Here is a 26,782-nt window from a genome sequence, read left to right as displayed (position 1 = left end):
TCCTGACCCCGGACCGGAATGTAGTGCACTGATCCTAGAGCGGGTTCCTGAGTATTGCTGCCACGGTTATCGCCGGTGCGCAGAATGGCAGTTCGTGTTCGCCACGCCGTTAGCCGCCCATCATCATTCGCCATTGGTCGAGATTGGCCGGCCGGTACACGTAATTGAAACGCTTGACCTCCGACAGCGCGGCACTCGGATCGGCCGAGTACCAGTGCCCGGGAAACACCGTCGGATCGCCCGGTAGGGCGGCGAGTTGCTGCAGGCTGCGGTACATCTCGTCGGAATCGCCGCCGGGGAAGTCGGTGCGACCGCAGCCGTCCAGGAACAGCGTGTCGCCGGCGACCAAGTGGCCGTCGAGCAGGAAACACTGGCTGCCCGGAGTGTGGCCCGGAGTGTGCAGCAGTTCGATCTCGATGTCACCGATGCTGAGCTTGTCCCGGTGATCGTGGCTGGTCAGGTCGCTGAGTGGGATGCCGGTAATCCGTGACACCCACACCGCCTCGTGGGTGTTCACGTGTACCGGTACCGCGGTGCGTTCGAGGAGCTCCGCCAGGCCCTTGAGCTCGAAACCCATCATCGAGCCGCCAACATGATCCGGGTGATGGTGGGTCACCAGGACGCCGGACAGGCGCATGCCGTCGGCTTCCAGCGCGTCGACCAGGTCCCCCGCGGCATAGGCAGGGTCGACCACCACACAGTCACCAGTGTCGCGGTCGCCGATCAGGTAGGCGAAGTTGCGCATCTGCGCGGCGATGGGGTCGCCGGCGGCGAAATCACGCCCTGACAGCAGTTGACGGAAGTAGAGCCGGTCCGAGTCTGACACGGCACCAGCGTATTGGGTCGCCAAAAAAACCTCTCAAGCTGGCCTTCTCTCGGCCCAAATCGGTCAGCACTGGGTAAAGTTGGTCCATGTTGAAGAGGGTCGACATCCTTGTTGAAGCCGATTTGCTGCAAGGGGTAATTGACAAATTTCACTTGCTGGATGCGCGGGAGGCGGTCCACCTCGCACTGAAGGCGGTGCTGGACGAGGGTCCGGAGGTCGAGCACGACCCGCAGGACGAGGACTACGACGAGTTCAGCGACCTCAGCGCCTGGCAGCTGCACCGGAACGGCGACACCGGCTGACTCGTCCTGGTTTGGAGACGTTGCGGGGCAGGCTGTAACCTCTTTCTGGCCCTTGAAGCGCACCTGCACGACTGGTCGCTACGGGTACCGGCCCCCTTAGCTCAGTCGGTAGAGCGTTTCCATGGTAAGGAAAAGGTCAACGGTTCGATTCCGTTAGGGGGCTCGGCGGACGCCGAGCAGGCGCGGCGCGCACCAGAGGCGATGTAGCTCAGTCGGTTAGAGCGAACGACTCATAATCGTTAGGTCGCCGGTTCGAGTCCGGCCATCGCTACAACACAACATTGAGACTTAGAGATTGACAGAGAGCTGAGGGAATAAGGCCATGGCTTCCAGTACCGACGTGCGGCCAAAGATCACCTTGGCGTGCGAGGTGTGCAAGCACCGTAACTACATCACCAAGAAGAACCGTCGCAACGACCCGGACCGGTTGGAGCTGAAAAAGTTCTGCCCGAACTGCGGAAAGCACCAGGGGCACCGCGAAACGCGGTAACCACGCTGTCCCAGTCTGGCCGAAGATTCGTAGGTAGGTTTCAAAACCGTGGCGCTGTCCCAAGACATCGTCGGGATGCACTATCGCTACCCCGACTATTACCTGGTGGAGCGGGAAAAGATCCGCGAGCACGCGACGGCTGTGCAGAATGACGACGCCGCGTTCTTCGATGACAATGCGGCCGCGGAACTGGGCTACAAGGGTTTGACGGCCCCGCTGACGTTCATTTGCGTATTCGGCTACAAGGCGCAATCGGCATTCTTCGATTACGCGAACATCGCCATTTCGGACGAGAAAATCGTCCAGATCGACCAGGTGCTGAAGTTCCGGAAGCCGATCGTTGCCGGCGACAAGCTCTACTGTGACGTATACGTGGATTCCGTGCGGGAAGCACACGGCACCCAGATCATCGTGACCAAGAACATCGTCACCAATGATGCTGGTGAGATCGTGCAAGAGACGTACACGACCCTGGCAGGTCGTTCCGGTGAAGATGGAGAAGGGTTTTCTGATGCCTCTGCGTGAGTTCAGTTCGGTCCAGGTGGGCGACCAGCTCCCAGAGCGCACCTACCCACTGACCCGCCAGGACCTGGTCAATTACGCCGGAGTCTCGGGTGACTTGAACCCGATCCACTGGGACGACGAGATCGCCAAGATGGTGGGCTTGGACACCGCGATCGCGCACGGCATGCTGACGATGGGTATCGGCGGCGGCTACGTCACGTCGTGGGTCGGCGACCCGGGTGCGGTCACCGAATACAACGTGCGATTCACTGCGGTGGTCCCGGTGCCCAACGATGGCAAGGGCGCCGAGTTGGTGTTCAGCGGCAGGGTGAAGTCCGTCGACCCCGAGAGCAAGTCGGTGACCATTGCGTTGACCGCCACGACCGGCGGCAAAAAGATCTTCGGTCGGGCCGTCGCCTCGGCGAAGCTGGCCTAGCGGATGGCCCTCAAGACAGATATCCGGGGGATGAGCTGGCGCTACCCCGATTACTTCGAGGTGGGCCGGGAGCAGGTTCGGCAATTCGCTCGGTCGGTCAAGTGCGAGGACCAGGCCTGCCACGACGAGGCCGCGGCCGCCGAGATGGGCTATGACCGCATCGTCGCTCCGCTGACCTTCGTCACGATCCTGGCCAAGCTCATCCAGGACGACTTCTTCCGCAACGTCGACGTCGGCTTCGAAACCATGCAGATCGTGCAGGTCGACCAGAAGTTCGTCTACCACGCGCCGATACACGTGGGCGACAAGCTCTACGGCAGCCTGCGCATCGAAAGTGTGAACGAGCGGTTCGGCGCCGACATCGTGGTCACGAAAAACTTCTGCCACAACCAGGATGGCGTCCTGGTTTTGGAGGCTTATACGACCCTGATGGGGCACGAGGGCGACAATTCGATCCAGCTGAAATGGGACAAAGAAAGCGGGCAGGTCATCAGAACCGCCTAATTAGTATCTGACTCCCACCTGGATGTACACTCGGACCTCGGGGTTTTCCCATTACAAGCGCGCTGTCCGTCGGTTCGCGATTGCCGAACGGGGAGCGCGCGAGTCATGTAAGCCCCGGGTGATAGGGGCGTAGCTCAACTGGCAGAGCAGCGGTCTCCAAAACCGCAGGTTGCAGGTTCAAGTCCTGTCGCCCCTGCTGAGAGGTGACGACGCAGGCCGGTATGGCCTGAAGAGGAGCCGGACATATGGTGGACACTGGAATAGTGGCCAACCGAAGCGGAATGGCTCGCGAGATAGCTGACGAACAAAGGAGCATGCGGTGAGCGACGAAGGCGACGTTGCCGACGACGCCACACGCGACGGCGGCGACGCCAAGGACGGTGGCCGGACGGCCGTGGTGACCAAGGCGGCGCGGCCGCAGCGCCCGACGGGCAAGCGGACCCGGGCGCGTGTCGTGGAGGCCGAAGACGACACCGACGACGAGTCCGTCGAGACCGAAGCGGCCGGCAAGGGCTCGTCCAAGAAGGACGCCGCGAAGTTGGCCGGAAAGTCTGGGAAGGCCAAGTCGACCCAGAAAGACAAGGCGAGGAAACCGAAGAAAGCCGGCTCGGTCAACCCCTTCCTCTTCGTCTACACCTACCTCAAGCAGGTTGTAGCCGAGATGCGGAAGGTCATCTGGCCGAACCGTAAGCAGATGCTCACCTACACGTCGGTGGTGCTGGTGTTCCTGGCCTTCATGGTGGCGCTGGTAGGCGGTGCCGACTTGGGTCTGAGCAAGCTCGTGCTGTTGGTGTTCGGCTGAGACTCGAGAGTGATAGAGAGGACTGAATACCGTGACTACCTTCGACGGTGACCCGTCCGCGGGTGAGGCGGTCGACGTGCAGGATGTCGAAGCTGTCGATACTCAGGATGCCCCTCAGGCAGAGGCCCCCGCTGAAGACGTCGACCCTGCCGCCGCGCTGAAGGCGGAACTGCGTAGCAAGCCCGGCGACTGGTACGTCATCCACTCCTACGCCGGCTACGAGAACAAGGTCAAAGCCAACCTCGAAACCCGCGTGCAGAACCTTGATGTCGGCGACTACATCTTCCAGGTGGAGGTTCCCACCGAAGAGGTCACCGAGATCAAGAACGGCCAGCGCAAGCAGGTCAACCGCAAGGTGCTGCCGGGCTACATTTTGGTGCGCATGGACCTGACCGACGACTCGTGGTCCGCCGTCCGGAACACGCCCGGCGTGACCGGGTTCGTCGGGGCCACCTCGCGCCCGTCGGCGCTGTCGCTCGATGACGTGGTGAAGTTCCTGCTGCCCCCGGGCTCGGCGAAGAAGGCCGCCAAGGGGGCCGCGAGCACCGCGGCCGCCGCGGAGACGGGCGGCCTGGAACGGCCGGTCGTCGAGGTCGACTACGAGGTCGGCGAGTCGGTGACGGTGATGGACGGGCCGTTCGCCACGCTCCCGGCCACGATCAGCGAGGTCAACGGCGAACAGCAGAAGCTCAAGGTGCTGGTCTCCATCTTCGGCCGCGAGACGCCGGTGGAACTGACCTTCGGCCAGGTCTCCAAGATTTAGCCCGCTGGGCACTGAACTAAGCAAAACCAGGAAGGAAGTTCGACATCTCATGGCCCCGAAGAAGAAGAAAGTCACCGGGCTGATCAAGCTGCAGATCACCGCAGGGCAGGCCAACCCTGCGCCGCCGGTCGGCCCCGCGCTGGGTCAGCACGGCGTCAACATCATGGAATTCTGCAAGGCGTACAACGCCGCGACGGAGAACCAGCGCGGCAACGTCATCCCCGTTGAGATCACCGTCTACGAGGACCGCAGCTTCACCTTCACGCTGAAGACGCCGCCTGCCGCCAAGCTGCTGCTCAAGGCCGCCGGTGTGCAGAAGGGTTCGGCCGAGCCGCACAAGAACAAGGTCGCCAAGGTCACCTGGGACCAGGTTCGCGAGATCGCCGAGACCAAGAAGACCGACCTCAACGCCAACGACATCGACGCCGCTGCCAAGATCATCGCCGGCACCGCCCGGTCGATGGGCATCACGGTCGAGTAGTAACCCCTCGAGAACGCGTGGGAGGGCCAGCTTCGGCCCGCCGACCACGACCCAACACAGATTGGATATTCAATGAGCAAGACCAGCAAGGCATATCGCGCCGCCGCCGAGAAGGTGGACCGCAACACCCTCTACACGCCGCTGCAGGCGGCCAAGCTCGCCAAGGAGACGTCATCGACCAAGCAGGATGCGACCGTCGAGGTGGCGATCCGGCTGGGTGTCGACCCGCGCAAGGCCGACCAGATGGTGCGTGGCACGGTGAACCTGCCGCACGGCACGGGCAAGACCGCCCGGGTTGCCGTCTTCGCGGTGGGCGAGAAGGCCGAGCAGGCGCAGGCCGCCGGTGCCGACATCGTGGGCAGTGACGACCTGATCGAGAAGATCCAGGGCGGGTTCCTGGACTTCGACGCCGCGATCGCGACTCCCGACCAGATGGCCAAGGTGGGTCGTATCGCGCGGGTGCTGGGTCCGCGCGGCCTGATGCCGAACCCCAAGACCGGCACCGTGACTCCCGACGTCGCCAAGGCCGTCGCCGACATCAAGGGCGGCAAGATCAACTTCCGCGTCGACAAGCAGGCCAACCTGCACTTCGTGATCGGCAAGGCCTCGTTCGACGAGAAGGCCCTGGCCGAGAACTACGGCGCCGCGCTGGACGAGGTGCTGCGGCTCAAGCCGTCCGCCTCCAAGGGCCGCTACCTGCGCAAGATCGTGGTCTCGACGACCACCGGACCGGGCATCCCGGTCGACCCGGCCGTCACCCGCAACTTCTCGGAGGGCTAACCCCCGCACTCGACGATGCGGCGCCGCAGAAACGCGCGGCCGGGGTCGGATCCATTGGCCTGAAACGCCACTCGATACCAGTCGAGGGCAGCGGCGGTTCTCCCCGCGCGCCGCAGCAGGTCCGCGCGCACGGTCGCGACGAGATTGGAGCGGGTTAGCCGCGGGTCCTGTGCCACCTTGTCCAGGGCGGCCAAGCCGGCGTCGGGGCCGTCGCGGAATCCGATCGCCAGCGCCCTATTGGCGGCCACCACCGGCGATTCGGTCAGTCCGAACAGCCGGTCGTAGGCGGCGCAGATCCTCACCCAGTCGGTCTGCTCCCAGGACGGCGCCGTGGCATGGAGCGCGGCGATCACCGCCTGGGGCAGATAGGCGCCCGTCGACCCCTGGGCGCGCCGCAACCGGTCGAGCCCGCGCGAAATGCGCCCGCGGTCCCACCGGCGCCGGTCCTGGTCCTCGAGCGGCACCAGCATCCCGGTATCGTCCACCCGGGTCGCGCGCCGCGAATCATGCAGCAGCATCAGGGCGGATAAGGCGTGCGCCTCCGGCTCGTCGGGCAGCAGCGCGCACAACTCCGCGCCCAGCCGGATCCCTTCGTCACACAGGTCGTCCCGGATGGCCGACGGTCCCGCGGTCGACCAGTAGCCCTCGGTGAACACCGAATAGACGCAACCGAACACGTGCGGGGTGCGTTCGGGCAGCAACTCCGGCGGTGGCACCCGCAGCGGGATGTTGGCGTGCCGAATCTTGTTCTTGGCGCGCGTGATTCGCTGACCGATGGCCGCCTCGGTCTGCAGCAGCGCACGCGCGATCTCGCCGACGGTCAAACCGGAGACCAGCCGCAGCGTCAGGGCCAATTGCGACTGCCGGTCCAGCGCCGGGTGGGCGCAGGTGAACATCATCCGCAACTCGTCGTCGCGAACCGGATGCGGGTCGGTGCGATCGGTACGCGCCCTGATGTCGTCCAGCACAGCCGCCAATTCCTTTCCGGGACGCGCGGACTCGCGGCGCAGCCGGTCCCGGGCCCGGTTACGGCCGACTGTTACCAGCCAGCCGCCCGGGTTGGCGGGCACCCCATCGTGCGGCCAGGTGCGCAGCGCTTCGGCGCAGGCCTCCTGGACGGCGTCTTCGGCGACGGTGAGGTCACCGGACCACCGAGCGAGGGCGGCCACGGCGGGTCCCCATTCCCGGCGGAAGACGCCGTCCAGGTTCGCCATGCTCTTAGAGGGCCGAGACTCCAGCCAGCTGCCGCAACTGCACCGTCGAGGCGGGGATCATCGAGGCGATCTTGACGGCCTCGTCGCGGTCTGCGGCGCCCAGCAGGTAGATCCCGGTAGCGATTTCGGCGCCCTCCACGTATGGCCCGTCGGTGATCAGCACCTCGCCGTTGCGCACGCGCACGGTCGTCGCCGTGGATCGGTCGTGCAACGCGGCACCGCCGATGATGTGATCGCCCGCGGCCGCGTGGAGGTCGGCGTGCTTGGCTGCCACCGCCTCCCACTCCGGTGTGCCCGGCGTGTGGGCGGAGGCGGGCGGCTCCAGCAGCAGCGCGAGCCAGTCGTTGCCGGTGAGCTTGCGGGACAGCTCAACTGAGTGGACCGTAGGCCACACTTCCACGGCCCCGAACGCGGCGAGCGGGACGTCGCGCGCCAGCGCCAGCGCCTCGTCGAGGTTTTCCGCCTCGAACAAGTAGTAGCCGCAGGCCACCTCCGCGGTCTCGGCAAAGGGCCCGTCGGTGACCACCGGCGCGTCCGGGCCGCCGGTGATGACCGCCGCTGCGGCGGGAGCCAGTGCATCTCCAGACTTGATCGCGGGGCCGGCTTTGGCGTGGAAGTTCTCCCATTCCGCCATCGCGGCGGCCGCATCGTCGGGTGTGCGGTCTTGCTCTTGGCTGATCAACAGCGCGAAGTACTGCATGTTCGTCACCTCCGGTTGTGAGCGAAGCCCCGTGCTCCACTCTCTACCCATTCGACGAACGCCGCAGCGCCGATCCGACAGCCGCCGAGAATCAGGCGGCGGCTCCCGGCTTGAGGTAGGTCACCAGGCTGACATCGAGCATCTCCTCGGTGAAGTAGTGCTCGCAGCCGCGCAGATACTTGATGTAGCGGTTATAAACCTCTTCCGAGGTGACCTCGATGGCCTTGTCCCGGTTCGACTCGAGCGTGTCGCCCCAGATGTGCAGCGTCTTGATGTAGTGCGGCCGCAGTGAAAGCGGTTCGGGCACAACAAATCCCGCCTTCTCGCCGTGGTCGACCATCATCTGGGTGGACGGTAACCGGCCGCCCGGGAAGATCTCGGTGACGATGAACTTGATGAACCGCGCCGTCTCGAAGCTCAGCTTCTTGCCGCGCGCCGCCAGGTCGTACGGGTGGTAGCTGACGCTGCTTTGCACGGTCATCCGGCCGTCGTCGGGCATGATGTCGAACGTCCGCTTGAAGAAGTCGTCGTAGTTCTCGTGACCGAAGTGCTCGAAGGCCTCGATCGACACGATGCGGTCGACGGGCTCGTTGAAGTCCTCCCAGTTCTGCAGGCGAACCTGGCGCGAGCGCTCGCTGTCGATCGAACCGAGCAACGCCTCGGCGCGGGCGTGCTGGTTCTTGGACAGCGTCAGGCCGATGACGTTGACGTCGAATCGCTCGATGGCGCGCTTCATGGTGGTGCCCCACCCGCAGCCGATGTCGAGCAGCGTCATGCCCGGCTTGAGGTCCAATTTGTCCAGGTTGAGATCGATCTTGGCGTACTGGGCCTCTTCCAGGGTCATGTCGTCGCGCTCGAAGTAGGCGCAGCTGTAGATCCGGGACGGGTCCTGGAACAGACCGAAGAAGTCGTCGGAGACGTCGTAATGCGCCTGGATGTCCTCCGAACGCGTCCGCGTCTTCGTCGGGCTAGTCGGTTGCTCAGCCATTTTCGTCCTGTTCTCCTCCGATGAGGTGCACTTCCTGCGATCCGCGCACGCACCGGCGGGGGTCGCGTGTGACCTGCAACGATACCCAACGTCGAGACGTGAATCCGAAAGGGTGCACGTGCGCGTCGCGGTCCCGGCCGCAGACATGAAGTCTACTTTTCCAGGGTGAACTGACTCACGCCGACCCACCTCGACGGGGACGTGTCGGCGCGGCCCGGCCTGGCGCTATTTGGTGAGCGTGTACTGCGCCACGTTGGAGATGCCTTTGCGGAAAAGCTCCGCGCAGCCGGTCAGATAGCGCATGAACCGCTCGTAGACCTCTTCGGACTGGATCGCGATGGCGCGTTCGCGATTTGCCGCGAGATTGGCCGCCCACATGTCGAGCGTGCGCGCGTAATGCGGTTGCAGATATTGGGTGTGCTCGAGCGTGAATCCGCTGGCTCGGGAATTGTCGACGATATCGGGCTCGCCGCACATGTTCCCCCCGGGGAAGATTTCCTTGCCGAGGAAGCGCAAGAATCGCAGATCCGACATCGTGATCGTGATGCCGTGCTCGTGCCAGTAGTTCTGCGGGTGCGTGAAAATGCTGTGCATCAGCATTCGGCTCCCTTCGGGAAGGGTCTTATAAGCCCAATCCCAGAACGCGGGCCAGCGTTCTTTTTTGAATGCGTCGAAGGCCTCGAAGCTGACGATTCGATCGACTTGCTCGTCGAATTCTTCCCAGCCCTGCAACCGGGCCTCGGTGCGTCGTGTCGTCGGGATCGCCGCCAGCCGCGCCTTGGTGCGCGCGTAGTGGTTGCGGCTCAGCGTGATGCCAATGACATTCACGTCGTACTTCTCCACCGCCCGGACCACGGCGCCGCCCCAGCCGCATCCGACGTCGAGCACGGTCATTCCCGGCTCGAGTTGCATCTTGTCCAGCGCCAGATCGATCTTGGCGAGCTGCGCCTCTTCCAGGGTCATGTCGTCGTTCTTGAAGTAGGCGCAGGTGTACACCATGTTCGGGTCGAGGAACAGCGCGAAGAAGTCGTCCGAAATGTCGTAGGTCGCCTGCGACTCTTCGTAATACGGCTTCAGCTTGGCCATTTGCGACACCCACCCTTCTGTGCCAACCGTACAACCCTGCGACATGTACCGAAAATCACGGGGATGCGTTTTGCGTCAAATGTTTTTGGCTAGCGCGCCTCATTGAAGTTTTTCGCTAGCACGCCGATCACCTGATCCCACAACTGCTGTGGAAGATCATGACCCATGCCGTCGTATGTCACCAGTCGGGCCCCATCGATCGCCCGCGCCACGGCGCGCCGGCCGGACGGGCGCATCAGCTTGTCGGCCCGGCCGTGGATCACCACCGTGGGTGCGGTGGTCTGGCGGTTGTAGCGACGCAGGCTGCCGCTGCCCAGCACGGCGTCGAAGTGCCGGGCGACGCCCCACGGGTAGTAGCTCCGCTCGTAGCTTTCGATGGCCTCCGCCCGCAGTTGCTCCTCGGAAGCCAGATATCGCGGGCTGCCGATGATCTTGCTGACGCGAATGGCGTTGTCGATGATCACGTCGCGCGGCGAGCTCGGCGCCGGTCCCTTGATGAGCGCCAGCAATTGGCGAGGCCCGGGTGGCGGCAGGAACGCCGAATTGTTGCTGGAGAAGATGATTGCGAGTGATTTCGTCCGCTGCTGGAATCGCCCGGCGAAAATCTGGGCGATCATGCCGCCCATCGAAGCGCCCACGATGTGCGCCTGCTCGATGCCCAGGTGATCGAGCACGGCCGCGGCGTCGTCGGCCATGTCCTCGAGCTTGTACGCCGCTTTGCTCGGCAGACCCACAAAGGAGCGCGCCAACCGCGTCACCAGCGGCTGCCCCGCGCCGCGACGCGGGGTCTTGCTCGAGAGGCCGACGTCGCGGTTGTCGTACCGGATGACGCGCAGGCCGTGGCCGACCAGCTTCTCGCAGAACGCGGTTCGCCACAGCAGCAGCTGGGCGCCCAGCCCCATGATGAGCAGCACGGGCGGGTCGTCGATGTCGCCCAAGTCCTCGTAGTACAGCTTCAAGTCGCCTGACGTGGCGTTTCCGGTGCGGACCTCCATCAGACCTCGACGTCGGAGGAGTGCTCGCGGCTGACTTCGACCATGAAGTTCGCGAAATAGCCCGTCAGTTGCGGATCCGACATCATCTGCCACCTGGGCGCCAGCAGCTTCATGTACCGCTCGACGTAGAGGAATTGCTTGCCGATCAGCACCAGCTCGCGGGGGAGCTTGACGTCGTAAGCGTCGGCCAGTGCCGACAACTGCCGGCCGATGTCGGCGTAGGACATGTCGCCCAGCGTCTGCATGGTCAGCGGGGTCGCGAACTTTTCCAGGTCCTTGGCGGCCTCGGCCTCGGGCTTCATGGTGCCGACGGCGCCCATCAGCACCACGATCTTGCCCGCCGCGGCGTGGTCCTTCTTGACCAGCAGCGCGTACACCAGCTCGCGCAGCAGCCAGCGGGTGCGGGGATCGATGCGGCCCATGATGCCGAAATCGAAGAAGACGATGCGGCCCTTATCGTCGACGTAGAGGTTGCCGGCGTGCAGGTCGCCGTGGAACAGCCCGTGCCGCAGCCCACCCTCGAACAGCGAGAACAGCAGCGCCTTGACCAGCTCGACGCCGTCGAAGCCTGCCTTGCGGAGGGCCGCGACGTCGTCGATCCGGATGCCGTGCACCCGTTCCATGGTCAGCACCCGGTCGCTGGTGAAATCCCAGAACACCTGCGGTACCCGGATGTTCTTGCCCAGCGGGGAGGCGTGCAGGTGCGACACCCAGGCCTCCATCGACTGGGCCTCCAGCCGGAAGTTCAACTCCTCGGCCAGGTTGTCCGAGAAGTCGGCGACGACGTCTTGCGCCGAGAGCCGGCGGCCCAGCTTGGCCAGTTCGACGGCCTGCGCGAAACGCTTGAGGATCTGCAGGTCGGCCGCGACCCGGCGCCGGATACCCGGCCGCTGGATCTTGACGACCACCTCCTCGCCGGTGTGCAGCGTGGCGTAGTGCACCTGTGCGATGGAAGCCGACGCGAACGGCGTCTCGTCCCATTTGGCGAACAGCTCCGACGGGTCACCGCCGAGGTCTTCGACGATGAGCTTGTGCACTTCGCCGGAGTCGGCCGGTGGCACCCGGTCAAGCAGGCCGCGGAACTCCCGGGATAAGGATTCGCCGAACGCCCCCGGACTGGACGCGATGATCTGTCCGAACTTGACGTACGTCGGTCCCAGGTCGGCGAAGGTCTGCGGCAGCTGCTTGATCACCTTCTGCTGCCACGGACCCCTACCCGGCAGCTTGGTGAGGATGCGAGCGCCAGTGCGGGTGACCTGCCAACCCGTCGCGACTACCCGCGCCGCTTCGACCGGCAACGGGACCCGGTCGAGCTTGGCCCCCTCGCGATGTTTGGTAGAGCTCATCAGTGCAGTGTGCCAAACCCGCACGGATGAGTCCCAATCGTCAACTCGGGCGCCGACCGCTTTCCTCGGTATTCCAGGGCTGCACCCAGCCCTCGATCGCCCAGCCCTCCCGCGCGGCGATCAGCTCGTACATGGTGGCGCCGTCGATCGTCTCCCGGATGATGTCGGCGTGCCCGGCATGCCTGGCCAGCTCGTTGATCACGTGCAGGATCGCCCAGCGCACCGACCAGGCCTGCTGATCCTTGGGAAACCATGGGATGTCATGCGGAACCGGCACCGCCGCGTCCAGGTCGGCGGTCTCCACCAGCCGCAGCGATGTCGCGTTCTGCGCCTCGAACGCCGCCAGCAGCCCGGCTAGCGTCTCGTCGGGCCGCATCACGTGCTGATCGGCGAACTCCGCGGCGATCTGCTCGAACGGGCGGGGGTCTCTCGGCGGCGCGTCCGGCGCGGCGGCCACGCGCGCCATCCAGCTGCGTTGCATTCCGGTGGCGTGCTTGACCAGCCCGCCGATCGACAGGGCGCTGACCGAGGGCGTGGAACGGGCCTGGTCGTCGGTGAGGCCGTGGCTGACCGCGAAATACGCGCTCTGGTGGTACGCCAGGAATTCGCGCAGGGCGCTGCGTTCGTCGGCCACCGGCGGGGCGAGGGCGGGCATCTTCAATCCCTTCTGCTGTGGACGTAAAGGTCGCGCAAGCAAGCGATTTCGGCACCATGGTGGATCGCTTCTCGATTGATGTGCAAGACCAGCTCGCTCAGCGGGTAGTCTGCGTAGGGTCCTTCGGCCGCACCGCAGCGGCGGGTCAGGTCCGCGGCGGACAGCGACCGCACGCCGTTGATCCACGCCGCATACGCCTGGTCGAGTTGGCGCAGCGCGGTGGCGGCGTCGGTCGCATAGTCCCAGCTCTGGTAATCGGCGGCCGGTCCGCCGAAATGGTGATGGGCGCGCATCGCGAAGACGCCGACGATGATATGCGCCATGCGCCACGCGATTGTGGTGAACGGCGCGGGGGTGGGCGTCGGGAACGCGAAGTCGATCGACCCGTCCGGATGCACGGTCCAGCAGTCGGGCACCGGTTGCCAGAAGTACTCGTCGTCGGTCAGGCCGTCCAGGCGTCGGCGCAGTTGATTGCGCCAGTGCCAGTCGAGTTGGTCAGCCAGTTGGGTCGTCAGATCCGCCATAACGGTCACCTTTCCAGCCATCCTGCGTCGCCGTAAGGTGCGGGCATGCAGGTGACTTCGGTGGCCTCGACCGAGCTGTTCGTCGGACCGCCCGAGACGCCGCTGCAACTGGTGCGCCTCGGTCTTGTGGGGTGTACCAAACCGACGCGGGTCCGCATCGACGGGGACGGTCTGACCGGGGAGGCGGTCGCCGACATCGGCGACGAGCTCGTGGAGATCGCGGTGGCCGTCGAGGACCCGGTCGCCGGGCAGGTCCGGCCCGCGCGAGCGCACGCCGGCGGTCAGCGGCTGCCGTTCGAGTTCACCGTGGCGGAACCGGGCTGGACCATGTTCATGGTCAGCCACTTTCACTACGACCCGGTGTGGTGGAACACCCAGGGCGCCTATACCAGCGAGTGGGCCGAGGACCCGCCGGGGCGAGCCCGTCAGCAGAACGGCTTCGACCTGGTGCATGCGCATCTGGAGATGGCGCGCCGCGACCCCGACTACAAGTTCGTGCTGGCTGAGGTCGATTACCTCAAGCCGTACTGGGACACCCGCCCCGAGGACCGGGCCGATCTGCGCCGGTTCATCGACCAGGGCCGCGTCGAGGTGATGGGCGGCACCTACAACGAACCCAACACCAACCTCACCAGCCCCGAGACGACCATTCGAAACCTGGTGCACGGCATGGGATTTCAGCGGCATGTCGTGGGAGCGAACCCGGCCACCGCGTGGCAGCTGGACGCGTTCGGCCACGATCCGCAATTCCCCGGGATGGCCGCCGACGCGGGGCTGACGTCGAGTTCATGGGCCAGGGGACCGCACCACCAGTGGGGTCCCGCCCACGGCGGCCCCGACAGCGGCCCGGAACCGCGCGGCGTTGAGCGGATGCAGTTCTGCAGCGAGTTCGAGTGGATCTCGCCGTCGGGCCGCGGCCTGCTCACCCACTACATGCCCGCGCACTATTCGGCGGGCTGGTGGATGGATTCCGCGCCGTCGCTGGGCGAGGCCGAGAGCGCCACGTACGAACTCTTCGATCAGCTCAAGAAGGTCGCACTGACGCGCAATGTGCTGCTGCCCGTCGGCACCGACTACACCCCGCCCAACAAGTGGGTCACCGAGATCCACCGGGACTGGGCCGCGCGCTACACCTGGCCGCGGTTCGTCTGTGCGCTGCCGTGCGAGTTCTTCGCGGCGGTGCGCGCCGAACTCGCGCTGAGCGACTGCGCGCCGTCGCCCCAGACCCGGGACATGAACCCGATCTACACCGGCAAGGACGTGTCCTACATCGACACCAAGCAGGCCAACCGGTCCGCCGAGAACGCCGTGCTGCAGGCCGAGCGCTTCGCGGTGTTCGCCGGGCTGCTGACGGGCGCCCAGTATCCACAGGCCGCCCTGGCCAAGGCTTGGGTGCAGCTGGTCTACGGCGCACACCACGACGCGATCACCGGCTCGGAATCCGACCAGGTGTACCTCGACCTGCTGACCGGATGGCGTGACGCCTGGGAGCTGGGCCGCGCGGCCCGCGACAACTCGCTGGCATTGCTGTCCGGCGCGATGGACGGCGACGTGGTCGTGTGGAATCCGCTGACTTGCCCGCGCACCGACGTCGTGACCGTGCGCCTCGACCCGCCGCTGGGCACCCGGGTTCGGGTGCTCGACGCCGACGGTGTCGAGCTGGCGGCGCACGTCGAGCACGACGGCAGGTCGGTGAGCTGGCTGGCGCGCGAGGTGCCGTCGCTGGGCTGGCGGGCGTTTCGGCTGGTGCCCGGCGCAGGAGGCCAGCCGACCGGCTGGGAACCGGTGGCGGGATCTGTGATCGCTAACGAGCACTACCGCGCCCAGGTCGACCCGGCGCGCGGCGGGGGAGTCGCCTCGCTGACCCAGGACGGACGCGAGCTGATCGCCGACGGACGGGTGGGCAACGAGCTGGCCGTCTACGAGGAGTATCAGGCGCACCCGAACCAGGGCGAGGGCCCGTGGCATCTGCTGCCCAAGGGGCCGGTGGTGTGCTCGTCCGACGGTCCCGCGCGGGTGCAGGCCTTCCATGGGCCGCTCGGTCAGCGGGTGGTGGTGCACGGCCGGATCGGCACGCTGCTGCGCTACACCCAGACCCTGACACTGTGGCACGGCGTCGACCGGGTGCAGTGCCGCACCACGATCGACGAGTTCAGCGGCGCCGATCAGCTGATGCGGCTGCGCTGGCCGTGCCCGGTGCCGGGCGCCATGCCGGTCAGCGAGGTGGGTGACGCCGTCGTCGGCCGCGGGTTTGCGCTGCTGCACGACGGCCCCCGCTCGGTGGACACCGCCGAGCACCTGTGGACCCTGGACAACCCGGCGTATGGCTGGTTCGGCCTGTCCTCGGCGGCACGGGTCCGTTTTTCGGACACCGGCATGCGGGCGATGTCCGTCGCCGAGGTGGTTTCCCCGGCCGAGGCGGTGTCCGGTCCGCTGGCCCGGGAGCTGATGGTCGCGCTGGTCCGCGCCGGCGTCACGGCCACCTGCAGCTCCGCAGACAAGCCGCGCTACGGCAACCTCGAGGTCGATTCCAATCTGCCCGACGTCCGCATCGCTCTGGGCGGGCCCGCCCGCAACGCCTTCGCCGCGGCCGTGCTGGCCGACGCCCCGGCGTACGCCGCAGAATTGAAGCGCCAGTTGGTGGCGACCGGCCGGGCCCGGGTATGGGTGCCGGCCGCCACACCGCTGGACGCCGTGTGGGTGCCCGACGCCGACCTGCGTGCGCTCCGCGCGCTGCCGGTGCTGGTCATCGACGGCCACGACGAGGACGGCCTGCGGGCCGCGATCGCCGCCGTGGCCGACGACCTCGGCGACGCCGAGATCACCGTGTCGCAGCAACCGCCCTCGGGGACGGGCGTCTTCGAGGACCGTACCGTCGCCGTGCTCAACCGCGGGGTGCCCAGCTTCGCCGTCGACACCGAGGGCACGCTGCACACCGCGCTGATGCGATCCTGCACCGGCTGGCCGTCGGGCATCTGGATCGACGACCCGCGCCGCACCGCGCCGGACGGGTCCAGCTTCCAATTGCAGCACTGGACCCACACGTTCGATTACGCGCTGGTCAGCGGGGCCGGCGACTGGCGGCGGGCCGAGATCCCCACCCGCAGTGCGCAGTTCTCCCAACCGCTGCTCGCCGTCGCATCGGGCAGCCGAAGGGCAGCGCTGCCGCCAGCGGGGTCGCTGCTGCGCGTGGAGCCCGCCGAATCGGTACAGCTGGCCGCGCTCAAGGCCGCGGGCAACCCACTGGCCGCGGGCAGCGCGGCGCCGCTGGACCCGAACGCGGTCACGCTGCGCTTGGTGGAAACCACCGGCGCGGGCGCCCGCGTCGTCATCGACTCCGACGTCGCGGCGGTAAGCGACCTGCAGCGCGCCGATTTGCTGGAAACGCACCCCGAACCCGTCTCCTCGGTCGAGCTGCACGGCTACCAGGTGGCGACCGTGCTGGCCTGCTTCGGCGCGACCCGGGCAGCGACCGGCGCCCCCGACCCGATCCAGCACGCCGAGGCCGCGAAGCCGCTGTACGCGCGGTACTGGCTGCACAATCGCGGCCCCGCGCCGCTTGGCGGGCTGCCGGCGGTCGCCCACCTGCACCCGCCGCGCGTGACCGGGGAGGCCGGCGACGCGGTGACGTTGCGCCTCACCGCGGCCGGCGACAGCACCGACGCCACGCTGCGCGGCACGGTCACCCTGCGGTGTCCGGACGGCTGGACGGCCACGCCCGCCGAGCTGCCCTTCGCCCTGCCCAGCGGCGACCACCTGCACACCGACGTGGTGGTGTCTGTCCCGGCGCGCGCCGAACCCGGCCTGTACCCGGTCCACGCCGAACTGCGCCTCACCGGCGACGAGGTCCCGGCCTGCTGGCGCCAGCCCGTCGAGGATGTCTGCGTGGTGACGGTGGGCGCGGCTGCCGGTGAGCTCGTCTACCTGGCCGACGGTCCCACCGAGGTCACGCTCGAAGCAGGCGAAGCGGGCACCCTGACCCTAACGGTGGGCAGCCACGCCTGCGCCGACCTGAATCTGGAGGCGCATCTGATCAGCCCGTGGGGCACCTGGGAATGGATGGGTCCCGGCGCGCTCGGCGCGGTGTTACCCGCCCGCGCCACCGTCGACCTAGGCTTCCGGCTGACACCGCCGGCCTGGCTGGAACCCGGCCAGTGGTGGGCGCTGGTGCGGATCGGCTGCGCGGGCCGACTGGTTTACTCGCCGGCGGTGAAAGTGACGGTGACATGAGCGTCGAGCCGATAGCGACCGTTGCCGGGGTGCCCCTTGCGGTGGGCGTGCTCGACGACGCCGAAGCACGGCTGCGCACCTCGCGCTTCGCGGCCGGCTTGCCGGTCAGCGGCACCAGCGAGGGCCGCCAACTGCGGCGCTGGCTGACCCAACTGATCGTCACCGAGCGGATGCTCGCCGCCGAGGTGGCCGCGCGCGGGCTGAGCGGACGGGGCGCGCCGTCCGAGGCCGAGTTGCTGCCCGACGTGACGGCCCGGCTGGAGATCGGCAGCGTCGCCGCGGCCGCGCTGGCCGACCCGCGTGCCCGTGCGCTGTTTGCCGAGGTCACCGCCGCGGTGCGGGTTGCCGACAGCGATGTGGCCGCCTATCACGTCCGCAATCCGCTTCGCTTCGCCGCGCCGCAACAGGGCGAAAACGGCTGGCGCACAACGGCGTCAGCGGCACCACCGCTGCACGAGGTGCGATCGGCGATCGAAGGGCATCTGCGTGGCGCCGCACAGCGGCGCGCCTTCCGGCTTTGGCTGGACGCGCGCCGCGCCGCGCTGGTCGAGCTGGCACCCGGTTACGAGCATCCCGGCGACCCTCGCCAACCCGACAACACCCACCGGCACTGAGCGCCATGCTCACCCTCTGCCTGGACATCGGCGGCACCAAAATCGCTGTCGCGCTCGCGGATTCGGGTGGAAAGCTGGTGTACACCGCCGTGCGCCCCACACCGATCACGCCCGCCGCCGAGGACGTCTGGGCCGTCGTCGAAGCGATGATCACCGACGCGCTGCAGGCCGCGGACTCTCCGGTCGGCGCCGTCGGGATCGCGTCGGCCGGGCCGATCGATCTGCGCGGCGGAGCCGTCAGTCCGATCAACATCGCGAGCTGGGACCATTTTCCGTTGCGCGACAGGGTCGCCGCGGCGGTGCCCGGACTACCCGTGGTGCTGGCCGGTGACGGCGTCTGTATGGCCCTGGCGGAGCACTGGATTGGAGCGGGGAGAGACGCGGACGCCCAATTCATGCTGGGCATGGTGGTCTCCACCGGGGTGGGCGGCGGACTGGTGTTCGACGGCGCCCCATACTCGGGGCGCACCGGCAACGCCGGTCACGTCGGGCACGTGGTGGTCGAACTGGACGGCCGGCCCTGCGCCTGCGGTGGTCACGGTTGCGTGGAGACCGTCGCCTCCGGGCCGTGGATGGTGCGCCGGGCGCGAGAGAACGGTTGGTCAGCGCCGTCCGGCGCCGGCGCCAGCGACCTGGCCGCCGCGGCGGTGGCCGGAGACCCGTTGGCCCAGCAGGCATTCCACCACGGGGCCAACGCGCTGGCCGCGACGATCGCCTCGGTCGGCGCGGTGTGTGACCTGGATCTCGTGGTGATCGGGGGAGGCGTCGCCAAATCCGGGCCGCTGCTCTTCGACCCGCTGCGGGCGAAGCTCGCCGAATACGCCGGCCTGGACTTCTTGTCCGGATTGCGCGTGGTGCCGGGCGAGCTCGGCGGTGACGCCGGGCTGATCGGCGCGGCCCGGCTTGCGGGCCTCAGCTGACCCGCTGCATGTGCTTTCGGCCCCAGTCGCACAGGCTCGCCAGCACCGGGCCCAGCGTCCTGCCGTATTCGGAAATCGAATAATGCACGCACGGCGGCACCGTGCGCGCGTCGTGGCGCTCGATGATCCCGGCGTCGACCAGTTCATGCAGGTGCCGGATGAGCATGCGCTCGGTGATGCCGGGAATGCTGCGCCGCAGCTCGGCGGTGCGCATGGGGCCGTCGCACAGCCGCCACAGGATGGTGCCCTTCCAGCGGCCGTCGATCACCGACAGCGCCGCGTCGATCGGGCAGTCGCTGACTTCCTTCTTGGATACGGCCACGAGCACCTCCGCTGACTAATTTGTCAGTACCTTGATATTTGGCAGCATAACCGCCAGTGTCGTTGCCATGAACAACAGCATCGACGCGCTCGCGGTTGTGATCACCGGACTGTTGGTCGGCGTGGAGCTGGGGGTCGCGGTCTTCTTCCACCCGCTCATTGCGCGGCTGCCCGACGACGGCTTCCGCGCGGCCCGCGGCGGTGCCGCGCGAGCGCTGGGCACGACGATGCCGTTCTGGTACGCCGTCGTCCTGCTGGTGGTGGCCGCCCTCGCAGTGCAGGAGCGCGGCGAGCAGCGCGACTGGTTGTGCGGCATCGCCGCCGGCCTGATGGCCGCGGTGATACTGCTGACGGTGACCCTGCTGGTGCCGATCAACAACCGCATCGCGAAATGGCCGAGCACCGGTGAGCTCTCCCGCGAGCTCGCCGCCCGCTGGGATCGACGGCACCGCGCTCGGGTGATCCTGCTGCTGGCGGTGTTCGTCCTGCTGGCCCTCGCCGTTACCTGAGGCGGCCGTTTTGGCTGATCGCGCGGGGCCACGCTATTGTGTTAGCCGATCCACCGAAGACCGTCGGTCACCGAGCAATCGGTTGAAGGTCCGGGAGCATCCCGGCGGCCCACGCAGGAGGACGAGGCATCAGCGCCGGCCCGCGTCGGCGTCTTTTCACGCCCCGGCCGCTTCTGCGCCGGGGCGTTCGTCGTTCTTCGGGGAATCGAGACGACACGTCGCATTGACTTTCACTTCAGGAGGTAGGCATGGCCAGGGCTGACAAGGCCGCCGCCGTTGCAGACATTGCCGAGCAGTTCAAGGAAGCGACCGCGACCCTGATCACGGAGTACCGCGGTCTGACCGTCGCCAACCTGGCTGAGCTGCGGCGCTCGCTGGGTGGGGCGGCCACCTACTCGGTGGCCAAGAACACGCTGGTCAAGCGCGCGGCCTCGGAGGCCGGGGTCGAGGGGCTCGACGAGCTCTTCGCCGGCCCGACGGCCATCGCGTTCGTCAGCGGGGAACCGGTCGACGCCGCCAAGGCCATCAAGACCTTCGCCAAGGACCACAAGGCGCTGGTCATCAAGGGCGGCTACATGGACGGCCGGGCGTTGACGGTCGCCGAAGTCGAGCGCATCGCCGACCTCGAGTCGCGCGAGGTGCTGCTGGCCAAGCTGGCGGGCGCGATGAAGGGCAACCTGGCCAAGGCGGCCGGGCTGTTCAACGCTCCGGCGTCGCAGGTCGCCCGCCTCGCGGCCGCCCTGCAAGAGAAGAAGGCCGCAGAGGGGCAGGCCGCTCCGGCAGAGCCTGCGCCCGCCGCGGAGGCCGCCGGAGAACCAGCGTCGGAAACACCCACTGGAGCGCCGGAAACCCCGGTCGAAGCCGAATAACAAACCACCCCCGGAACCTGGAAAAAACAAGGAAGGACCCATACCCATGGCAAAGATGTCTACCGACGACCTGCTCGACGCCTTCAAGGAAATGACCCTGCTGGAGCTCTCCGACTTCGTGAAGAAGTTCGAGGAGACCTTCGAGGTCACCGCGGCCGCCCCGGTCGCCGTTGCCGCCGCCGGTGGTGGCGCCGCCGGTGGTGCGCCCGCCGAGGCCGCCGAGGAGCAGTCGGAGTTCGACGTGATCCTCGAGGCCGCCGGTGACAAGAAGATCGGCGTCATCAAGGTGGTCCGCGAGATCGTCTCCGGCCTCGGCCTCAAGGAGGCCAAGGACCTGGTCGACGGCGCGCCCAAGCCGCTGCTGGAGAAGGTGGCCAAGGAGGCCGCCGACGAGGCCAAGGCCAAGCTCGAGGCCGCCGGCGCCACCGTCACCGTCAAGTAAGTCACTGCGCGCAGACCCCCCGGGACCGCCGTCCCGGGGGTTTCGCGCGTTCAGCGCCTGGCCAACTGCAGCGACTGCGCCACTCGCTCGGGTGAATCCCCAAGGGCGGCAAGCAGATTCGTAGTCATCGCGGTAAGCACCGGTACGACCGCCGAGTCGTCGTCACCGTAGTAGCCGGCCAGTTCCAGCATGACGAACCCGTGGATCAGCGCCCAGAACTGGGCCGCGGTGGCCACGACGGACGCATCGTCGTCGGGGGCGCCCACGGTGATTCGGCCGGCCAGCATGCACCGATGCACCCCGCGCACCACGTGGGCGAAGCTGGGGTGGCGCCGCTCGATCTCGGCGACCGTCAGTGTCAGGACGTTATGGGCGGGCGCGTTGATGCCGTGTGCGCTGGTGCTGCCGAACATCAGCCGGTACATGTGCGGGCGCCGGATGGCGTAGCGGCGGTAGGCCGCACCGACGACGAATAGATCGGCGACCGGGTCGTCGGTCTGCGGCACCGTCAGCGCGGCGTCGAACTGCCGCAGTCCCTCCTCGGCCATCTCGGCGATCAGCCCGCGCATCCCGCCGAAGTGGGTGTACACCGCCATCGTGGAGGTCCCTGCGGCGCCGGCCACCTTGCGCGTCTGCAGGGCGTCGGGCCCGTGCTCATCCAGCAGGCCGACCGCGGCGTGCAGCATCTCCTCCCGAACGCTGCGCTGAACGTCTGAAGTCATCGTTGCCATCTTCCCATCGGAAGCGTAGCGTGCCAATAACGCCGAAATAACAATGTTATAGGAGCTCAGCCATGGCGACCACGACAGCCGCGAAGCCCGGCAACCCGTACCTCGAGGACTTCCTGGCGCCGGTGAGCGCGGAAGTCACCGCGCACGATCTGCGCGTCACCGGACGCATCCCCGAACACCTCGACGGCCGCTACCTGCGCAACGGGCCGAACCCCGTCGCCGAGGTGGACCCAGCGGTCTACCACTGGTTCAGCGGTGACGGCATGGTGCACGGGGTCGCGCTGCGCGACGGGCAGGCCCTCTGGTATCGCAACCGCTGGGTGCGCACCGCGCACGTGTGCAGAGCATTGCATGAGCCGGCGCCCCAAGGGCTGAACCCGCGCGCCGGGATGCTCTCCGTCGGCCCCAACACCAACGTGCTGGAACACGCCGGTCAAACGCTTGCGCTCGTCGAGGGGGGCGGGGCGAATTACCGGCTGACCGAGGAGCTGGACACCGACGGGCCGTGCGACTTCGACGGCACCCTGTCCGGGGGCTACACCGCCCATCCGCACCGCGATCCCCGCACCGGCGAATTGCATGCGGTGTCTTACGCGTTCACCCGCGGGCGGACCGTGCAGTACTCGGTGATCGACACCTCGGGACGGGCTCGTCGCACCGTCGACATCGAGGTGTCGGGGTCGCCGATGATGCACGATTTCTCCCTGACCGACAAATACGTGGTGATCTACGACCTGCCGGTGACGTTCGATCCCGTGCAGGTGATGCCGACGAACGTGCCGCGTTGGTTGAGTTTGCCGGCCCGGCTCGTGATGCAGTCATTGATCGGACGCGTCCGGGTTCCCAGTCCGGTGATCACGATGATCAACAACAATCGCGAGCCGATCAGCCGGATGCCCTACCGCTGGAATCCCGACTACCCGGCGCGCATCGGAGTCATGCCGCGCGAGGGCGGCAACAAGGACATCCGCTGGTTCGACATCGAGCCGTGTTACGTCTATCACCCGCTGAACGCGTACTCCGAGATGCGCGGTGGCGCCGAGGTTTTGGTGCTCGATGTGGTCAGCTACTCGCGGATGTTCGACCGCGACCTGCGCGGCCCCGGCGACAGCCGGCCGACGCTGGACCGCTGGACCATCAACCTCGCGACCGGGGCGGTGACCAGCGAACGCCGCGACGATCGCCCGCAGGAGTTTCCGCGCATCAACGAGGGCCTGCTGGGCGGGCGGCACCGATTCGGCTATGCCATCGGCACCGACGGCGGCTACCTCTCGAACGGGGCGTCCGAGATGTCCACCGCGCTGTACAAGCACGACTATGAGACCGGGTCGTGCGAGGTTGCTGCGCTCGACGCCGGCCTTTTACTCGGCGAGATGTCCTTTGTGCCCAACCCCGCGGCCCGCGCTGAGGACGACGGCATCCTGATGGGGTTCGGCTATCACCGCGACCACGACGAAGGCCAACTGGTTTTGCTGGACGCGCAGTCGCTCGAGCAGGTGGCCACCATCCACTTGCCCCAGCGGGTGCCGATGGGCTTCCACGGCAACTGGGCGCCCACTGGCTAACACGTGCGTCAAATAAGTCGTGCCGTACGGGCTTCCGCGTGATCTCAGGACGGCCAATTTTTGCCGCTGTCGTTCGCATCCCTGATGCCGTGTGGCAGGCGTGCGCTACAGTGACTCATGCCACATAAAAGGGCAGGTGGCGGGCACGACTGTCGACGGAAGGATTCCCCATGGGCGTCGCTATCGAGGTGAATGGACTCACGAAGTCCTTCGGTTCCTCGAGGATTTGGGAAGACGTGACGCTGGAAATCCCCGCCGGGGAGGTCAGCGTCCTACTCGGGCCATCGGGTACCGGCAAATCGGTTTTCCTGAAGTCCCTGATCGGTTTGTTGCGGCCCGAGCGCGGGTCGGTTGTCATCGACGGCACCGACATCCTGCAGTGTTCGGCCAAGGAGCTCTACGAGATCCGCACGCTGTTCGGCGTCATGTTCCAGGACGGCGCCCTGTTCGGTTCGATGAACCTGTTCGACAACGCGGCGTTCCCGCTGCGCGAGCACACCAAGAAGAAGGAAGGCGAGATCCGTGACATCGTCATGGAGAAGCTGACCCTGGTCGGTCTCGGCGGCGACGAGAAGAAGTTCCCCGGAGAGATCTCCGGTGGTATGCGCAAGCGCGCCAGCCTGGCCCGCGCCCTGGTGATGGACCCGCAGATCATCCTCTGTGACGAGCCGGACTCCGGTCTGGACCCGGTCCGTACCGCCTACCTGAGCCAGTTGATCCTCGACATCAACGCCCAGATCGACGCCACGGTGCTGATCGTTACCCACAACATCAATATCGCCCGCACCGTCCCGGACAACATGGGCATGCTGTTCCGCCGCAAGCTGGTCATGTTCGGCCCGCGCGAGGTGCTGCTGACCAGCGACGAGCCCGTCGTCCGGCAGTTCCTCAACGGCCGCCGGATCGGACCGATCGGCATGTCCGAGGAAAAGGACGAGGCGACCATGGCCGAGGAGCAGGCCCTGCTCGACGCCGGTCACCACGCCGGTGGTGTCGAGGAGATCGAGGGCGTCCCGCCGCAGATCACCGCTACCCCCGGCATGCCCGAGCGCAAGGCCGTCGCTCGCCGCCAGGCCCGGGTGCGCGAGATCCTGCACACCCTGCCCAAGAACGCGCAGGCCGCCATCCTCGACGACCTCGAAGGGACCCACAAGTTCCGGTCGCACGAGTTCGGCGACTAGTGCCCGGTGTCCGCCGGGTTCCGCGATAACTCCGCGTAACACTCCCGGCCCGCCCTCTTGACGACGGGCCGTAAACGGGCCAGTCTGTTGGGCAGCATGTATCCAGTGGTAAGTCGAGATGCCAGCCAGCGCCGATGTCCCTGGACTGCTAATGCTGGGCAGTTGAGGAATGCGCCGTCCTGCGCTATTGTTGGACGTTGCGCTGGCACCTCCTGCCCACCTCACCCGCCACCTGACACCGTGGTCTAAGCCTGAGCCCCTCAACCGGCTTAGTTCTAGTTGCGCGTGAGATCCGGACAGATCGTCCGCCGGCCGAACCGACACAATTCGCGGCGAGCTGGCCGGTGGTCCCGGTCTTTGTGAGTCGCACGAGGTGCTGGAAGGATGCATCTTGGCAGATTTCCGCCAGAGCAAGACGGATCGCCCACAAAGTTCCTCTAACGGAAGTTCCTCAAACGGCTCCGTGCCTGGAGCCCCCAACCGAGTTTCCTTCGCCAAGCTCCGCGAACCGCTCGAGGTTCCGGGGCTGCTTGACGTGCAGATCGACTCCTTCGAGTGGTTGATCGGCGCGCCGCGGTGGCGTGAGGCCGCCGCCGCACGCGGGGACGTGACCCCGGTGGGTGGCCTGGAAGAGGTTCTCTACGAGCTCTCGCCGATCGAGGACTTCTCCGGCTCGATGTCGCTGTCGTTCTCCGACCCGCGATTCGACGAGGTCAAGGCGCCGGTCGACGAGTGCAAAGACAAAGACATGACGTACGCGGCCCCGTTGTTCGTCACGGCCGAGTTCATCAACAACAACACCGGCGAGATCAAGAGCCAGACGGTGTTCATGGGCGACTTCCCGATGATGACCGAGAAGGGCACCTTCATCATCAACGGCACCGAGCGTGTGGTGGTCAGCCAGCTGGTCCGCTCGCCCGGTGTGTATTTCGACGAGAGCATCGACAAGTCGACCGAGAAGCTGTTGCACAGCGTCAAGGTGATCCCGAGCCGCGGCGCGTGGCTGGAGTTCGACGTCGACAAGCGCGACACCGTCGGCGTCCGCATCGACCGCAAGCGTCGCCAGCCCGTCACCGTGCTGCTCAAGGCGCTGGGCTGGACCAGCGAGCAGATCACGGAGCGATTCGGTTTCTCCGAGATCATGATGTCGACGCTGGAGAAGGACAACACCGCCGGCACCGACGAGGCGCTGCTGGACATCTACCGCAAGCTGCGTCCGGGCGAGCCGCCGACCAAGGAGTCCGCGCAGACCCTGCTGGAGAACCTGTTCTTCAAGGAGAAGCGCTACGACCTGGCCCGCGTCGGCCGCTACAAGGTCAATAAGAAGCTGGGCCTGCACGCGGGCGAGCCGATCACGTCGTCGACGCTGACCGAGGAAGACGTCGTCGCCACCATCGAATACCTGGTCCGCCTGCACGAGGGCCAGGCCACGATGACCGTCCCCGGCGGCATCGAGGTGCCGGTGGAGACCGACGACATCGACCACTTCGGCAACCGCCGGCTGCGCACCGTGGGCGAGCTGATCCAGAACCAGATCCGGGTCGGCATGTCGCGCATGGAGCGCGTGGTCCGGGAGCGGATGACGACGCAGGACGTCGAGGCCATCACGCCGCAGACCCTGATCAACATCCGGCCGGTCGTCGCCGCGATCAAGGAGTTCTTCGGCACCAGCCAGCTGTCGCAGTTCATGGACCAGAACAACCCGCTGTCGGGGCTGACCCACAAGCGTCGTCTGTCGGCGCTGGGCCCCGGTGGTCTGTCCCGTGAGCGCGCCGGCCTGGAGGTCCGTGACGTCCACCCGTCGCACTACGGCCGCATGTGCCCGATCGAGACCCCGGAAGGCCCGAACATCGGTCTGATCGGCTCGCTGTCGGTGTACGCCCGGGTCAACCCGTTCGGGTTCATCGAGACGCCGTACCGCAAGGTGGTCGACGGTGTGGTCTCCGACGAGATCCACTACCTGACCGCCGACGAGGAGGACCGCCACGTGGTGGCGCAGGCCAA

The 26,782-nt window shown here is 66.9% G+C and carries 29 protein-coding genes and 3 tRNA genes; 21 read left to right on the top strand and 11 right to left on the bottom strand.

Going from position 1 to position 26,782, the window contains the following annotated elements:
• Positions 1-109: 109 nt before the first annotated feature.
• Positions 110-826: an MBL fold metallo-hydrolase gene (locus A9X01_RS17660; RefSeq protein WP_065121970.1), complete on the bottom strand. Its 717-nt coding sequence runs from the start codon at positions 824-826 to the stop codon at positions 110-112.
• Positions 827-912: 86 nt separating this feature from the next.
• Here A9X01_RS17660 and A9X01_RS17655 point away from each other — a divergent pair, with 86 nt between their 5' ends.
• The 12 genes from A9X01_RS17655 to rplA all read left to right on the top strand — a co-directional run bounded on the left by A9X01_RS17655 (position 913) and on the right by rplA (position 5,888).
• Positions 913-1,128 carry a type II toxin-antitoxin system VapB family antitoxin gene (locus A9X01_RS17655; RefSeq protein ID WP_065035449.1) on the top strand — a complete coding sequence of 72 codons (216 nt, stop codon included), beginning with the start codon at positions 913-915 and terminating at the stop codon, positions 1,126-1,128.
• A gap of 90 nt (positions 1,129-1,218) precedes the next feature.
• Positions 1,219-1,291: transfer RNA gene (locus tag A9X01_RS17650), tRNA-Thr, on the top strand.
• Between the two features lie 34 nt (positions 1,292-1,325).
• Positions 1,326-1,399, top strand: a tRNA-Met gene (locus tag A9X01_RS17645).
• A gap of 51 nt (positions 1,400-1,450) precedes the next feature.
• Positions 1,451-1,618 (top strand): 50S ribosomal protein L33, encoded by a 168-nt coding sequence (rpmG, locus tag A9X01_RS17640; protein ID WP_036352522.1) that lies wholly within the window; start codon positions 1,451-1,453, stop codon positions 1,616-1,618.
• Positions 1,619-1,666: 48 nt separating this feature from the next.
• Positions 1,667-2,143, top strand: coding sequence for a (3R)-hydroxyacyl-ACP dehydratase subunit HadA (hadA, locus tag A9X01_RS17635; protein WP_065121968.1), 477 nt, complete (start codon positions 1,667-1,669; stop codon positions 2,141-2,143).
• The gene (hadB, locus tag A9X01_RS17630) at positions 2,130-2,558 is read left to right on the top strand and encodes a (3R)-hydroxyacyl-ACP dehydratase subunit HadB (protein WP_036352527.1); all 429 of its coding nucleotides are present in this window, start codon (positions 2,130-2,132) and stop codon (positions 2,556-2,558) included. The genes hadA and hadB overlap by 14 nt, the downstream gene beginning before the upstream one ends.
• Before the next feature lie 3 nt (positions 2,559-2,561).
• Positions 2,562-3,062 carry a (3R)-hydroxyacyl-ACP dehydratase subunit HadC gene (gene hadC / locus A9X01_RS17625; protein ID WP_065121967.1) on the top strand — a complete coding sequence of 167 codons (501 nt, stop codon included), beginning with the start codon at positions 2,562-2,564 and terminating at the stop codon, positions 3,060-3,062.
• Positions 3,063-3,185: 123 nt separating this feature from the next.
• Positions 3,186-3,258 (top strand) — tRNA-Trp (locus tag A9X01_RS17620).
• Positions 3,259-3,381: 123 nt separating this feature from the next.
• A complete protein-coding gene (gene secE / locus A9X01_RS17615) occupies positions 3,382-3,864 on the top strand; it encodes a preprotein translocase subunit SecE (protein ID WP_065121965.1) in 483 nt (160 codons plus the stop codon).
• 31 nt (positions 3,865-3,895) lie between these two features.
• Positions 3,896-4,627, top strand: a complete 732-nt coding sequence (nusG, locus tag A9X01_RS17610) for a transcription termination/antitermination protein NusG (RefSeq protein WP_065121964.1) — start codon at positions 3,896-3,898, stop codon at positions 4,625-4,627.
• A 49-nt stretch (positions 4,628-4,676) separates the two neighbouring features.
• A complete protein-coding gene (rplK, locus tag A9X01_RS17605) occupies positions 4,677-5,108 on the top strand; it encodes a 50S ribosomal protein L11 (protein WP_065121963.1) in 432 nt (143 codons plus the stop codon).
• A gap of 72 nt (positions 5,109-5,180) precedes the next feature.
• Positions 5,181-5,888: a 50S ribosomal protein L1 gene (rplA, locus tag A9X01_RS17600; protein WP_065121962.1), complete on the top strand. Its 708-nt coding sequence runs from the start codon at positions 5,181-5,183 to the stop codon at positions 5,886-5,888.
• Here rplA and A9X01_RS17595 read toward each other — a convergent pair.
• The 8 genes from A9X01_RS17595 to A9X01_RS17560 form a co-directional block, all read right to left on the bottom strand.
• A complete protein-coding gene (locus A9X01_RS17595; RefSeq protein WP_065121961.1) occupies positions 5,885-7,102 on the bottom strand; it encodes an RNA polymerase sigma factor in 1,218 nt (405 codons plus the stop codon). The two genes, rplA and A9X01_RS17595, sit on opposite strands and share 4 nt — an antisense overlap.
• Before the next feature lie 4 nt (positions 7,103-7,106).
• The gene (locus A9X01_RS17590; protein ID WP_065122073.1) at positions 7,107-7,802 is read right to left on the bottom strand and encodes a YciI family protein; all 696 of its coding nucleotides are present in this window, start codon (positions 7,800-7,802) and stop codon (positions 7,107-7,109) included.
• Positions 7,803-7,893: 91 nt separating this feature from the next.
• A complete protein-coding gene (gene mmaA4, locus A9X01_RS17585) occupies positions 7,894-8,790 on the bottom strand; it encodes a hydroxymycolate synthase MmaA4 (protein ID WP_065121960.1) in 897 nt (298 codons plus the stop codon).
• A 225-nt stretch (positions 8,791-9,015) separates the two neighbouring features.
• Positions 9,016-9,876 carry a cyclopropane mycolic acid synthase family methyltransferase gene (locus A9X01_RS17580; protein ID WP_065121959.1) on the bottom strand — a complete coding sequence of 287 codons (861 nt, stop codon included), beginning with the start codon at positions 9,874-9,876 and terminating at the stop codon, positions 9,016-9,018.
• 89 nt (positions 9,877-9,965) lie between these two features.
• Positions 9,966-10,871, bottom strand: coding sequence for an alpha/beta fold hydrolase (locus tag A9X01_RS17575; protein ID WP_065121958.1), 906 nt, complete (start codon positions 10,869-10,871; stop codon positions 9,966-9,968).
• Positions 10,871-12,217 (bottom strand): ABC1 kinase family protein, encoded by a 1,347-nt coding sequence (locus tag A9X01_RS17570; RefSeq protein WP_065121957.1) that lies wholly within the window; start codon positions 12,215-12,217, stop codon positions 10,871-10,873. The genes A9X01_RS17575 and A9X01_RS17570 overlap by 1 nt, the downstream gene beginning before the upstream one ends.
• 40 nt (positions 12,218-12,257) lie before the next feature.
• Entirely contained in the window at positions 12,258-12,851 is a 594-nt protein-coding gene (locus A9X01_RS17565) for a DinB family protein (RefSeq protein ID WP_065122072.1), read from the bottom strand.
• 23 nt (positions 12,852-12,874) lie between these two features.
• The gene (locus A9X01_RS17560; protein ID WP_065121956.1) at positions 12,875-13,396 is read right to left on the bottom strand and encodes a DinB family protein; all 522 of its coding nucleotides are present in this window, start codon (positions 13,394-13,396) and stop codon (positions 12,875-12,877) included.
• Positions 13,397-13,441: 45 nt separating this feature from the next.
• Here A9X01_RS17560 and A9X01_RS17555 point away from each other — a divergent pair, with 45 nt between their 5' ends.
• From A9X01_RS17555 to A9X01_RS17545, 3 genes are read left to right on the top strand one after another with little or no spacing between them, the layout of a single operon-like run.
• Positions 13,442-17,626 carry a glycoside hydrolase family 38 N-terminal domain-containing protein gene (locus tag A9X01_RS17555; RefSeq protein WP_065121955.1) on the top strand — a complete coding sequence of 1,395 codons (4,185 nt, stop codon included), beginning with the start codon at positions 13,442-13,444 and terminating at the stop codon, positions 17,624-17,626.
• Positions 17,623-18,240, top strand: a complete 618-nt coding sequence (locus A9X01_RS17550) for a DUF7158 domain-containing protein (RefSeq protein ID WP_065121954.1) — start codon at positions 17,623-17,625, stop codon at positions 18,238-18,240. Before A9X01_RS17555 ends, A9X01_RS17550 begins: the two co-directional genes overlap by 4 nt.
• Positions 18,241-18,245: 5 nt before the next feature.
• Positions 18,246-19,160 (top strand): ROK family protein, encoded by a 915-nt coding sequence (locus A9X01_RS17545; protein WP_065121953.1) that lies wholly within the window; start codon positions 18,246-18,248, stop codon positions 19,158-19,160.
• Here the strand turns inward: A9X01_RS17545 and A9X01_RS17540 are convergent.
• Positions 19,153-19,488 (bottom strand): winged helix-turn-helix transcriptional regulator, encoded by a 336-nt coding sequence (locus tag A9X01_RS17540; protein WP_253849163.1) that lies wholly within the window; start codon positions 19,486-19,488, stop codon positions 19,153-19,155. The two genes, A9X01_RS17545 and A9X01_RS17540, sit on opposite strands and share 8 nt — an antisense overlap.
• Before the next feature lie 61 nt (positions 19,489-19,549).
• On the opposite strand from A9X01_RS17540, the gene A9X01_RS17535 reads away from it, so the two are divergent.
• The 3 genes from A9X01_RS17535 to rplL all read left to right on the top strand — a co-directional run bounded on the left by A9X01_RS17535 (position 19,550) and on the right by rplL (position 21,301).
• The gene (locus tag A9X01_RS17535; protein ID WP_065121952.1) at positions 19,550-19,990 is read left to right on the top strand and encodes an anthrone oxygenase family protein; all 441 of its coding nucleotides are present in this window, start codon (positions 19,550-19,552) and stop codon (positions 19,988-19,990) included.
• Between the two features lie 248 nt (positions 19,991-20,238).
• Positions 20,239-20,859, top strand: coding sequence for a 50S ribosomal protein L10 (rplJ, locus tag A9X01_RS17530; RefSeq protein WP_065121951.1), 621 nt, complete (start codon positions 20,239-20,241; stop codon positions 20,857-20,859).
• Between the two features lie 46 nt (positions 20,860-20,905).
• Complete coding sequence (gene rplL, locus A9X01_RS17525) at positions 20,906-21,301, top strand: 50S ribosomal protein L7/L12 (RefSeq protein ID WP_065121950.1); 396 nt, start codon at positions 20,906-20,908, stop codon at positions 21,299-21,301.
• Positions 21,302-21,351: 50 nt separating this feature from the next.
• Here rplL and A9X01_RS17520 read toward each other — a convergent pair whose 3' ends face one another.
• A complete protein-coding gene (locus A9X01_RS17520) occupies positions 21,352-22,023 on the bottom strand; it encodes a TetR/AcrR family transcriptional regulator (protein ID WP_065122069.1) in 672 nt (223 codons plus the stop codon).
• A 71-nt stretch (positions 22,024-22,094) separates the two neighbouring features.
• On the opposite strand from A9X01_RS17520, the gene A9X01_RS17515 reads away from it, so the two are divergent.
• The 3 genes from A9X01_RS17515 to A9X01_RS17505 all read left to right on the top strand — a co-directional run.
• Positions 22,095-23,597: a carotenoid oxygenase family protein gene (locus A9X01_RS17515; protein ID WP_065121949.1), complete on the top strand. Its 1,503-nt coding sequence runs from the start codon at positions 22,095-22,097 to the stop codon at positions 23,595-23,597.
• A 170-nt stretch (positions 23,598-23,767) separates the two neighbouring features.
• Entirely contained in the window at positions 23,768-24,778 is a 1,011-nt protein-coding gene (locus A9X01_RS17510; RefSeq protein ID WP_065121948.1) for an ABC transporter ATP-binding protein, read from the top strand.
• 391 nt (positions 24,779-25,169) lie between these two features.
• On the top strand, positions 25,170-26,782 hold a 1,613-nt coding region (locus tag A9X01_RS17505), incomplete at its 3' end, for a DNA-directed RNA polymerase subunit beta family protein (protein WP_495524980.1).

The sequence above is a fragment of the Mycobacterium asiaticum genome (genome assembly GCF_001668675.1).
Lineage (GTDB): Bacteria > Actinomycetota > Actinomycetes > Mycobacteriales > Mycobacteriaceae > Mycobacterium > Mycobacterium asiaticum_D.
Note: the sequence above shows the minus strand (reverse complement) of the source record. Positions and strands in the feature narration are given on the sequence as shown.